General features: G+C 43.7%; 6 protein-coding genes, 1 tRNA gene and 2 pseudogenes. 6 read left to right on the forward strand and 3 right to left on the reverse strand.

The window, feature by feature from the left end; all coding sequences use genetic code 11:
* Nucleotides 1-2 precede the first annotated feature (2 nt).
* Both CV014_RS03745 and CV014_RS03750 read left to right on the forward strand, forming a co-directional pair.
* Entirely contained in the window at nt 3-1,259 is a 1,257-nt protein-coding gene (locus tag CV014_RS03745) for a hypothetical protein (RefSeq protein WP_236140792.1), read from the forward strand.
* Nucleotides 1,260-1,324: 65 nt separating this feature from the next.
* A tRNA-Val gene (locus tag CV014_RS03750) sits at nt 1,325-1,398 on the forward strand.
* A 67-nt stretch (nt 1,399-1,465) separates the two neighbouring features.
* On the opposite strand, the gene CV014_RS03755 is transcribed toward CV014_RS03750, so the two are convergent.
* From CV014_RS03755 to CV014_RS03765, 3 genes and pseudogenes are all read right to left on the reverse strand, one after another.
* Nucleotides 1,466-2,065, reverse strand: coding sequence for a Uma2 family endonuclease (locus CV014_RS03755; RefSeq protein WP_236140793.1), 600 nt, complete (start codon nt 2,063-2,065; stop codon nt 1,466-1,468).
* Nucleotides 2,066-2,347: 282 nt separating this feature from the next.
* Nucleotides 2,348-2,450: pseudogene (locus CV014_RS03760) on the reverse strand (IS1 family transposase); the annotation flags it as partial.
* A gap of 75 nt (nt 2,451-2,525) precedes the next feature.
* Nucleotides 2,526-7,211 carry a glutamate synthase-related protein gene (locus CV014_RS03765; protein ID WP_236140794.1) on the reverse strand — a complete coding sequence of 1,562 codons (4,686 nt, stop codon included), beginning with the start codon at nt 7,209-7,211 and terminating at the stop codon, nt 2,526-2,528.
* 875 nt (nt 7,212-8,086) lie between these two features.
* On the opposite strand from CV014_RS03765, the pseudogene CV014_RS03770 reads away from it, so the two are divergent.
* The 4 genes and pseudogenes from CV014_RS03770 to rpsL all read left to right on the forward strand — a co-directional run bounded on the left by CV014_RS03770 (nt 8,087) and on the right by rpsL (nt 12,023).
* A pseudogene (locus CV014_RS03770) lies at nt 8,087-10,061 on the forward strand (phosphodiester glycosidase family protein).
* Nucleotides 10,062-10,379: 318 nt separating this feature from the next.
* Nucleotides 10,380-10,799, forward strand: coding sequence for a cupin domain-containing protein (locus CV014_RS03775; protein WP_236140795.1), 420 nt, complete (start codon nt 10,380-10,382; stop codon nt 10,797-10,799).
* Nucleotides 10,800-11,111: 312 nt separating this feature from the next.
* Nucleotides 11,112-11,432 (forward strand): HesB/IscA family protein, encoded by a 321-nt coding sequence (locus tag CV014_RS03780; RefSeq protein ID WP_236140796.1) that lies wholly within the window; start codon nt 11,112-11,114, stop codon nt 11,430-11,432.
* A 207-nt stretch (nt 11,433-11,639) separates the two neighbouring features.
* The gene (gene rpsL, locus CV014_RS03785) at nt 11,640-12,023 is read left to right on the forward strand and encodes a 30S ribosomal protein S12 (RefSeq protein ID WP_015140400.1); all 384 of its coding nucleotides are present in this window, start codon (nt 11,640-11,642) and stop codon (nt 12,021-12,023) included.
* Nucleotides 12,024-12,316: the final 293 nt, after the last annotated feature.

A 12,316-nucleotide genomic window follows, 5' to 3' on the forward strand; every position in this document is an offset into this window, starting at 1 on the left:
CTATGCTAAACAAAATTAAATGGGCTGTGATTATTTTAGGGGGTACGACTGGGGTGCTTTGGGTGGTCAATCTACCCTATCCGATGATTCGCTGGCCTGTTGCTAAAACTGTACCTATTCTGTTGTTGCCTAGTTATATCAACATGGATCATAACTACCGTGAAGCAATTCACAATTTAGAACAAGCAGACCAATTAATTAATCAATCTACTAGTCCAGCAGATATTGAACGAGGTGGGGAAAAGGTCAAAGCAGCAAAACGAAATTTGGATAATTTACCAGTTTGGTTTTTAGGATACTATCCGCAGACTTACTGCAATTTATTTGGGTGTACTTGGAAATTTACGGTAGATGAGTTTGAAACAGCTCGTCAACGGGTAGGAAGAATAGAAGCAATTGTATTTCAAGACAAAAATGCTTTAGTTCCATTGTCTCAAGCTGAACAAACACTACAAGCCGCAAAGCAGCAATACAAACAGGCTACTAATACTCAAGATAGAGAGAAAGCCTTAGCAATTTGGCAAGAAGGAATAGACCAATTAGAACAAATTCCCCAACAAACATTAGCAGCCAAAACAGCAAGAGCGAAGGTCAATGCTTACCAACGTGATTTTGAAAATGCGCGGGTTGGTAATTTCATCACAGCTGCACAGGAATTTGACTTAGCCGCCGAACAAGCCAAGCAAACTCAGCCAAAAGCTGCATCAGAATTATGGCAACAAGCTATTAATCGCATTAATCAAGTTCCCTTAGAAAATCCCCGTTATCTAGAAGCCCAAAAGTTATTAGTCAGTTATCAAAGTAAAATTCAAGGTATCGTTGATCCTCGCAGTAGCAAATTAATTGATGGTGCGAAACAATTTGCGCTGGCGGCTGCTAAATTGGCTCAAAAGCCACCACATACAGAGACGAAATGGAAGCAAATTGCTAAATTGTGGTCAACAGCCATTGAACAATTACAAACCGTTCAAGTAGAAGATCCAGGTTATTTAGAAGCGCAGAAGTTGCTAGCAACTTATCAAACTAATTTAGGAATTGTAGAAACTCGACTGCAAGCAGAGATAGACTCACAATTGTCACTGAAAGAGGCGAATGAGAACATTCAAAGATTGATTGCTACGCCTGCCTCTGAGCAACAGCAATTGCGATCGCAAATCCAAGGTATTATCAATCAGCTAAATACAGTACAACCTGGGACAACAGCCTACGCGGAAGCACAGACACTAATATCGCAGGCAAAGAACAGACTTCAGCAGTAGAAATTTGTCAGAAAAAATATTTGCTTTACGAGGAATGTATGCTATATTGATAAATCGTGCAGCAAGGACGTATAGCTCAGTTGGTTAGAGCGCTACGTTGACATCGTAGAGGTCACTGGTTCGAATCCAGTTACGTCCATATTTTTTTGTACAGTGATTAATTTTTTCATTGTATTATCTATTGCCTACTAACTATAAAACACTGCCTATTCCCTAATGATGTCTGTTGGGGTGTCTGTGGTGAGGCTTAAACCGCGATAAACTTGTTCAATGGGGAAATTGAGGTTAATACTTTTGAGTTCGATTGTGTCGCCTGCTTTGTAGTTGATGATCAACCAATCGCCTGCGTCGTTTTTGTGATACAGGTCGATTTCGATGCTGGTGGAACTGACTAGGAGGTAATCGATTAAGGCTGGGTTTTGGCGGTACATTCGGAATTTACTGCCTCTGTCGTAGGCTTCGGTGCTGGCGGAGAGGACTTCGACGATTAAGCAGGGGTAGGTGATGTATTGGGTGGTGGTTTTGTCGCGAACGTCGCAGGTAACGCTGACATCTGGGTAGGTATAGTTATTTGTGCCGACAATATTGATCCGGAGGTCGGAGTTACCAGTTTCGCAGGGGCTATTTTCTAGATGGTTGGAGAATAGTGTGGTAATGCGGACGGCAATGCGGCTATGATTTACGCTGCCACCTGTCATGGCATAAACTTGACCGTTGATCAGTTCGTGTTTTTCTAGTTGCTGTTCTTCCCAAGAGAAATATTCTTCGGGGGTTAGGGTGGGGAAATTTTCTTTGGTAGCGGTCATGGTGGGGAAACTCCTGCGTTGGATGACTCGCACACTTTTATATAGAAAAATCTCTGCTGCACTTTGATTTTACACAAATAGATTGATCCGTAATGCCCTACTCTTTATTTAACATTGCTTGTTCATCAAGGAAAGCTTGTAATACCAATTCACAATTCGCAATGGACTTCGTCCCGCTTCGCTAACGCAATTCGCAATTGATAAATCCTGACTTGACAAGGTTTTCTGGGTTTCGATCTGTATCAGAATTTTAGTGAATTGGTATTACTGCTTGTCGCAGACATCGCCGATGACCCAGGTTAAAATCCCTTCTCGGAAGTAATTTACTGCTGTACACAACCAAATTTTGTGTTTCTAGTTCATCTAATTTTCCAACTTCTGGTATGTCTTTGCTAAAAAAGAGACGCTGCAATCCAGCGTCTCTTCTCATTATTTATTGATCAATCTGAACCTGATTTAATTACACAGAACTCAGGTGTTTTTCCACCACAGCTTGGGGATTAGCCTCTGGACTATCCGCCTCAGAAGGTGGTACTAATTGCCAGAATCGGGGTAGGAATTCTGACCAATTTTGTAAGATAAACTTGGCTTTGGGTGAACCTGTACGTTCTACGTGAGCAGTGATTAAATCTTTCAATTGCTTCTCACCTGCGGCTGTCATCACCCGTTGGAGTTTGACAATTTCTTTGTTAACTAAATCAGGGAATGCGCTGTCTTCTTCTAAGAAGTACGCCAGTCCGCCAGTCATCCCAGCCGCGACGTTGCGTCCGACTTTACCTAACACTACAATCACGCCGCCGGTCATATATTCACAGCAGTGATCACCTGCGCCTTCAATGACGGCTACACCTTTGGAGTTGCGAACAGCAAAGCGTTCTCCACCTAAACCATTGGCAAATAATACGCCACCTGTAGCACCATAAAGGCAAGTGTTACCGACAATGACATTTTGTGATGGTTCATAGTTAGCATCAACTGGCGGTTTAATAATAATTTCGCCGCCGTGCATTCCTTTACCGACGTAATCGTTAGCTTCTCCAGTTAAGGTCAAGGTTACGCCAGGAAGGTTAAACGCCCCAAAGCTTTGTCCGACGCTACCAGTGAAATTGAGGTTAATTTGACCTTCAAAACCACTATCACCATACTGGGAAGCGATCGCACCTGCTAATCTGGTTCCTACGGTTCTGTCAGTATTCACAATCGCTAAGTTCTTAGTGACTGTGGATTGATTGCGAATCGCGGCTTGAATTTCTGGGTCAGCTAGCAGTTGATCGTCCAAAACTGGGCCGTTGCTGTGAACTTCTTCATGGACTAACCAGCTGCGGTCAGCCTTGCTATCTGGAAGTTGCAGCAAGCAGTTGAGGTTGAGAGATTGGGTTTTGGTGAGTTTTACGCCTTGGCGGGTGGTGAGTAAATCGCCACGTCCGGTAATTTCTGACAAGGAACGATAACCGAGTCTCGCCAGTAAACTTCTGACTTCTTCTGCAATGAAGTAGAAGAAATTCACAACGTGTTCGGGGGTACCTGGAAACCGCTTCCGCAGTTCTTCTTTTTGGGAAGCTACACCCACAGGACAGTTGTTGGTGTGGCAAATACGCGCCATGATACAACCTTCTGCAATCATGGCGATGGAGCCGAAGCCGAATTCTTCTGCACCCATCAACGCACCCATGACTACATCCCAGCCTGTTTTGATACCGCCATCTACACGTAAAATTACGCGATCGCGTAGGCGATTTTCCATTAACACACGATGCACTTCTGTTAACCCTAATTCCCAAGGTGAACCGGCGTGTTTAATGGATGACAGAGGAGATGCACCTGTACCGCCGTCATGACCAGAAACTTGGATGATATCAGCGTTGGCTTTGGCTACACCAGCTGCGATCGTTCCGATACCGATTTCTGCAACTAACTTCACCGATACCTGGGCTTTGGGGTTAATTTGGTGCAAGTCGAAGATTAACTGGGCGAGGTCTTCGATGGAGTAAATATCATGGTGGGGTGGTGGTGAAATCAAGGTGACACCGGGCTTAGAGCGTCTCAACATCGCAATGTAAGGACTGACCTTTGGCCCTGGTAGTTGTCCACCTTCCCCTGGTTTTGCACCTTGGGCGATTTTGATTTCGATTTGTTTCGCACTGGCTAAATATCCAGGGGTGACACCAAAGCGTCCTGATGCTACCTGTTTGATGGCACTAGAAGCTGTGTCACCATTACGTAAGCCGTTGAGGTGGGGTAGGGTGGGGGAGTGACCGGAAGCGTCTACATCATCGAGGACTTTGTAACGTACAGGATCTTCGCCACCTTCCCCAGAGTTGGATTTTCCACCCAAGCGGTTCATCGCGATCGCCAAAACTTCATGGGCTTCCCGTGACAATGCACCCAAGGACATCCCACCAGTACAGAAGCGTTGCACAATCTCGGTAATTGACTCTACTTCTTCTACGGGGATGGGAGAGCGATCGCTTTGGAAGTCTAATAAGTCCCGTAGAGCTGTAACTGGTCTGCCTTGGAGATGTTGTTTGTAAACTTCGTAGTGGTCGTAATGCTTCCCGTCTACGGCTTTATGTAAGGCTTTGGCTAGTTCTGGGCTGTTCATGTGGTACTCGCCACCAGGACGGTAGTTATAGAAGCCCAGGTTTTCTAGTTTCTTAATGGTGAGTTCTGGGAAGGCTTTACTGTGGAAGGAGAGGATTTCTTGAGCTAAATCACTGACACTCAAGCCACCAATGCGGGAGGTTGTTCCCTGGAATCCTAGTTGTAATAAGTCGCCACCAATCCCAATCGCTTCAAAGATTTGGGCGGCTTGATAGCTAGAAAGCAGAGAAATTCCCATTTTGGAGAGAATTTTCAACAATCCTGATTCCACAGCTTTGCGATAGTTAGCGATCGCCTGTTCTAAACTCATGGCTTTGAGTTTACCCCGTTCCATGAAGCTTTGGGTTTTGGGGTCATACCACCAATCACGCACGGTATCCAAAGCCATGTAAGGACAAACCGCACCTGCACCGTAGCCAATTAAACAAGCGAAGTGATGGGTACTCCAGCATTGGGCGGTATTCACTACCAGGGAAGTTTTCATCCGCAAACCTTCCCGAATCAGGTGGTGGTGTACCGCACCCACTGCTAATAAGGGAGGAATGTAACTATATTCTGATGTAATGCCATCATTGGCGCGATCGCTCAGGATTAAAATTTTCGCCCCAGCGCGCACTGATTCGGCGGCTTGTTGTTGTAAAGCTTTGACCGCATCTTGCAACCCTGACGGGCCGTTGGCAATGGCAAATAGGGTGGATAATTCAGCTGTCCCAAACCCTGAAAGCTTAATGGCTTCTAGTTCTGCTTCTGTTAAAACTGGGGATTCTAGTTGAATTCTTCTGGCAAATTCTGGTTTGGGTGATAGTAAGTTTCCTCTTTCACCTAGTTCCACTTTCAAAGACATCACCAGTTTTTCCCGCAAGGGGTCAATTGCAGGGTTAGTGACTTGGGCGAAACGCTGCTTAAAGTAGTCATACAACAGGTGGGGTTTTTCTGACAGCACTGCCAGAGGAATGTCATCCCCCATACAGAAGGTTGGTTCTGCACCGTTGCTAGCCATTGGGTTAATCACCATGTCTACATCTTCGTTGGTGTAACCAAAAGCGATTTGTTGGCGCAGGAGGGTTTGTTTATCAATGGTGTTGGTGGTCAGATGCCCGTTTTCGGCTGCTTTGTGACCGTTCCCGTTACCATTGTGGGCTGAAGGTTCTCCCACAATCTGTTTGAGGTCTTGGCGATACTGGCGCAACCATTCACCGTAGGGATGTTTCTTGGCTGCGCGCTGTTTAATATCCCAATTCTTCAGAATTTCGTGGTTGACTAAATCCACGGCGATCATTTGTCCGGGGCCCAGTCTACCTTTTTCGACAATGTTAGCTTCGGGGAAGTCTACTACCCCTGCTTCGGAAGCTACAACAATGTAGTCATCTTTGGTAATTAGATAACGAGCTGGTCTTAAGCCATTACGGTCTAAGGTTGCACCTACTTTTTGACCATCACCGAATACTAACAGGGCAGGCCCGTCCCAAGCTTCTTGCAGACCACTGTAATATTCGTAAAAATCAACAATCTCAGGATAATCAACTAAAGATGGTTGATTTTTATACGCTTCTGGCACCATGATCATTAATGCTTCTTCTGGTGAACGGCCAGAACGCACCAATAATTCCACTACATTATCTAAGGTCGCGGAGTCACTGCTATTAATGTTAGCGACCGGTTTGATATCTTCAATGCGATCGCCCCAAATGGGATGCTCTAAGGTGGCTTCCCTGGCCATCATCCAGTTAATGTTACCCAACAGGGTATTAATTTCCCCGTTGTGACCTAATAACCGCATCGGTTGCGCTAGCGGCCATTTGGGCATAGTGTTGGTGCTAAAACGACGATGGTAGACAGCAAACGCACTCTTATATGCAGGATTTTGTAAATCCTCGTAAAATTCTCCCAAAACTGCTGAACGCACCATGCCTTTATAGACGATTGTGCGGCTAGATAAAGAACAAATATAAAGTTCTTCGGTGACGCTTTTCGCTGCTTTGAATATACGTTTGCGGGCAATGTAGAGTTGCTTTTCTAGCTCATCCCCACTTTGCGCCGATTGGAGAAAAACTTGTTCAATTCGGGGTTGATTGGCTCTGGCTTGCACACCCAGTAACTCAGGTTTTACTGGTACTACGCGCCAACCCAGTACAGTTAATTTCTCTTCTGTCGCTATTTTTTCAAAGATGGCTTTAGCTTGTTGAGCGATTTCTGCATCTTGGGGTAAAAAGATCATCCCCACTGCCAGATGACTGGGGGAGGAAAAGTCTATCTGTCCAGAGGTATATTCTGTTTGCCATAATTCCCAAGGAATCGCCGTTAAAATTCCTGCCCCATCACCAGAGTCATAGTCTGCACTGCAACCTCCCCGATGCTCTAAACAGGTCAGTGCTACTAAAGCCTTCGCCACAATTTCATGACTGGCTTGATTTTGACGATGAGCGATAAAACCTACACCACAGGCATCTCGTTCTTCTACTAACCACCTTTGCCCTTGGTAGGTATCCCCTGATTTCATACTTGCTGTGATTTGTTGGTTTAGATTCATCGGTTGATCATTCATAGCCTATTCCTGAGATGTCCTGAGATGTTGAGTCACTAACTTCGCCACTGCTGGTGAGAGCAATTTCCCAATTTCGTCCTGTACAAATACATAAACATCAACGAAATTTTAGAGAAAAAAAATTTTAACTGCGGTTGATCAAATTGCCCACGTTAAAATTTTGACACTATTTCTTATGTGTTTATCCTGTGGAGGACAAAATACCTTATTTTGACATTTTATTTCTTTTATAAAGTTCGGTACTTTCTTCAGTTTTTTGTTCCTGTGGTGAATATAATTTTCAAACAGAAAATATTTTGACAAGCAAGAACAAAACTCTAGTTAAATACTGCATGGCTTGACAGACAGAAACTATCCTGATTTAGTAGCAAAATCAGCGTATTACACTATGGACTCCTTTGACAATTTTCCAGTGTTTTTGGTTTTGATTTGAGTTTTTACTAATAATTTTTGCCACCAAAATATAGCTACTATCCTGCACTAACTAAATAGCGGTGACAGCAGCACACATCCTTGTCAGGATCTAATATTTTAATTTAAATTTGATTACCAAAACCATTGGCTATAGTTTGGCGATCGCTCATGCTAGTTATGTATCTGGTGACAATGATTTTAGCGACAGATTGCTGAATCTAGTTTATAAGAGATAACTAGCCAATATATAGACTATCACGTTTTCACATAAGATGAATCATGATTTTTTAAGATTTCCAGACATTTGGTGAATCTGTTAAGTTGAGTGATATTTTTTCACAGAACCTATGAGTTGTTTTCCGCAATTAAATTCAGGCGCAAAGATGGGGAACAAGAAAAAGGCAACGCCAAGACAATGTATCTAACTAATTTTGTCTCATTCCTCATCAATCAGGGTGAAAATGCCAAACTACTGCCGACTAACAAATCATCAGATGATTATCCACAAGTTAAATCACCACTTATTTCAGAAGACGGGAGTGACAATTGTCGCGATCGCCTTATATTTATCTGCTACCATTCCCCAAAAGTCTTTAGCTAACACTCCGGCAAATTCGCAGTTACTTTCCCAGTCTCCTGCTTCCTTTGTGCCGCGTAACATATCCACTGGTAGTCAAATTTCTCTGAATGGGCGTAATTTATCAGGTGCTTGGTTACAACAACTCAATCAAACAACCCCAGCCAAAATATACATTAGTGATGCAGCACTCAGGCAACTGCTTGGTATAGACCTATTAAGCACTAATAACCCTGAAAGACAGCCTATAGAGTGGTTTTCCAGCAATAATCAACCCCTGATTCTCTCTGCCAATCTTTGGCGAGGCTATCGTTATCTAGATGTGACTAATTTAGCCACAGCAGCAGGCTGGCAAATGCAAGCCCAAGGTAACACCTTAGTAATTGTCACACCGTCAACACAAATAAGAAATATTAGTGAAAATATCAATCCTGGCTCAGTTTCTCAGATTGTACTGGATTTAGACCGTCCTACCCCTTGGCAAATCCAACAAGGATTACCCATCAAAACCCTCCAGGATGACCCTAACGCACCCACTTCCAATAATGCTGCACCAACTAACCGAGAGTGGAAAATCACTTTAGATGCGATCGCCGATTCCAGTTTAATTCAACGCTACACACCCCCACCAGATTTACTCAAACAATCCTCAACATCCGCGTCCCTAATTCAAAAAGTTGAGGTTGTGAACAATCAAACAGTCATTACTCTCAGTGTCCCCCTAAATTTATCTTTGCAAGCTACCACAATCAATAATCCTCATCGCCTGGTGTTGAATCTGCGTCCTGATGCCCTTGAACCTAAAAATATCAACTGGGCGAGGGGATTACAGTGGCGACAAGATTTCGTCAATTTAGGCAAAGACCGCTTTGGTATAGTTTGGCTAGAAGTCAACCCCCGCGCTGCGGGTTTAGCCATTAAACCAATTTGGGCAACTGCCAATACTTTAGTTGGGACAGCACCCTTAATTCAAACAGCCCAAAGGGATTTAGCCGTAGCCGCCATTAACGCGGGTTATTTTAACCGCAATAATCGCTTACCCCTGGGTGCAATTCGTCGGGATGGTCAATGGTTATCTAGTCCCATTCTCAACCGAGGTGCGATCGCTTGGAACGATGCGGGACAATTTTATTTTGGTCGTCTCACCCTCCAAGAAACTTTAACAACATCTAGTAACTTGCGATCAGCTACGCTGGGCGGAACGCCATCGCCAATTCTCTTTCTCAACAGTGGTTATGTCCAGAGTGGTATAGCCCGTTACACTCCCGCCTGGGGACAGACTTATACATCCCTCACAGATAACGAACGGGTGTTTATTGTCCAAAACAACAAAGTCACCAATCAATTTGTAGGTGACAAAGCTAATCAAACCAACTTTCCCATTCCACCAAATAGCTACTTACTAGTGTTTCGGGGGTAATGCTATTGCCCAAGCATCACAGTTAACCATTGGTACTGATGTGCAAATCACAACAGGGACTACTCCAGGCGAATTTAATAGTTACCCCAACATTGTAGGGGCAGGGCCACTATTGTTACAAAATGGGAAAATTGTCCTTGATGCCAAAAGTGAACAATTCAGCAATGCTTTTATCACTCAAAAAGCCAGTCGCAGTGCCATTTGTACAACTGCCAACAATACTGTATTAATTGCAGCCGTACATAACCGTGTAGGAGGTTCTGGCCCCACTTTGGCAGAACACGCTCAACTAATGAAGCTTTTAGGTTGTGTGAATGCCCTCAATTTAGATGGTGGTAGTTCCACAAGTCTTTATCTAGGAGGACAATTACTCGACCGTTATCCTAACACCGCCGCCCGTGTACACAACGGCATCGGTATATTTCTTCAGCCAAGATAATACATGGGGCATGGGGCATAGGGCATTGGGAAAAATCTACCTTGTCTCGCAATTCCCCAGTCCCCAGTCCCCAATCCCCAATCCCCAGTCCCCAATCCCTCTTTAAAGTTGAGAATAAGCTACCCTGAGACTTAATGAAGAGTTGGTGTAGACCATCTATTTTGGGCAAAAATGAACGCTCCATCCAAGTTTCACTTTGCTATGTTTAGCAAGGTGAAACTAAATTGCTGATTTTTACGGTTGTAAGATTGCCCCTCAATTTTCCATCAATGGATAAGAGTATCGACGGTTTGTATTATGTCTTCAAATGAGGTAACTATGGCTCAACATCAAGAAAATACTAAGACTAACACTCTCACCTTGCCAAGTGCGATCGCTAGCCGGAGTGTTGCTGCCACTGAATTACGCCCTTGGGGTTCTTTCACGGTTTTAGAAGAAGGGCGCGGCTACAAAATTAAGCGTATTGAAGTCAAGCCAGGACACCGACTCAGCCTGCAAATGCACCATCACCGCAGTGAACATTGGATTGTCGTTTCTGGCACGGCTAGAGTAACTTGTGGAGAACAAGAAATATTACTCAGTAATAACCAGTCAACCTATGTACCTCAATGTACAGCTCACCGTCTAGAAAATCCTGGAGTCATTCCCCTAATTTTGATTGAAGTCCAAAATGGCGAATACTTAGGTGAAGACGATATTATTCGCTACCAAGATGATTATGCCCGTACTGCGAATTAATTTACAGATAAAACTATTATGGTTTTAAGTTAACATCATTTCGCAAACCGTCTTAATTCAACCTGGCAATCTTTAAGTTAAGTCCCTGCTAAATTGTTGGTGGGGACTCATCAATTAAAAATTCAAAAAGGTCTGGAAACAATTTCTATATTGTCCCCTAAACCCTAAACCCCTAAACCCTAAACCCCTACACCCTTAAACCCATACACCCCCATACTTCCCCAAAGTCCTTTCTTTTCTCACTAATGATTGTGGTAGCTCAGTCATCTGCGATACTTAGATATAATGTCTTGAGTTGCCTTCAACAGTTTCATGATTCATTTAAGCCCATCTGCTGCTAGTGAAATCACTCGCTTACAGGCAAAACAGCAGCCTAATACACTTTTTCGGTTAGCGGTTAAATCAGGTGGCTGTTCTGGTTGGTTTTATGATTTGTCTTTTGATGATCAAACCAGAGTTGGCGATCGCGTTTTCCAAATTGACAGCCTGCAAGTAGTCATCGATGCTGATAGCTGCAACTACGTTAATGGTTTAACCATAGATTACTCCGAGGATCTCATGGGTGGTGGTTTCCGCTTCCATAATCCCCAATCTGTTGTCACTTGTGGCTGTGGTAATTCTTTTGCAACTTGATTTTTGACAGGGAATGCGAGCTTAAATAAGCAACCAGCAAAAGATTACTCCCCTAAATTTTGTATTTCCCAGTCCCCAGTCCCCAATCCCCTAATTTATATCCAAAAATTAAAAATAATATGAAAGTTTGACATGAATTCATAAAAAAAGCTATAATCAGGATTTGTTAAAACTTAGACTAGCAAGCAGCTTCACGCGCTGTAACTCATGCCAACCATACAGCAACTAATACGTAGTGAACGCGAAAAAGCGCGTCAGAAAACCAAGTCCCCTGCTCTTAAACAATGCCCACAGCGTCGGGGCGTTTGTACCAGAGTCTACACGACTACACCTAAAAAACCCAACTCCGCGCTACGTAAAGTAGCACGGGTCAGACTAACCTCTGGGTTTGAAGTCACAGCTTACATTCCTGGAATTGGTCACAACTTACAAGAACACTCAGTTGTGATGATTCGTGGTGGTCGGGTCAAGGATCTACCTGGTGTGAGATACCACATCATTCGCGGTACTTTGGATACAGCCGGAGTTAAAGACCGCAAACAAGGCCGTTCCAAATATGGAACCAAGCGTCCTAAAGAAGCGAAAAAATAAAGCAGGTGATTAATCGTAATCTATTGCGATTAGTCCCTGGAATTTACAGCGTCCAGATTGCATAACCAACTCATTGGTCGCTAATTCTGAAACCAGTTTCCAGAAATTATTCCAGCTTCTCCCACCAATCTACACTCAGCGAGCAAGTGTAGCAAAAATTTCAACCGTTGTAAGCGACAGCAACGTTTGCATAATGACATTCCACTTAAAAAAGACGTTGTCGCTTTGTCATCCCAGTTTTTGAGGAAACAAGTCTGTAAAATTAGGGTGATTGCAGCCGTAAAGCAACCCTT

The organism is Nostoc sp. CMAA1605 (assembly GCF_021596505.1).
Classification (GTDB): Bacteria; Cyanobacteriota; Cyanobacteriia; order Cyanobacteriales; family Nostocaceae; genus Trichormus.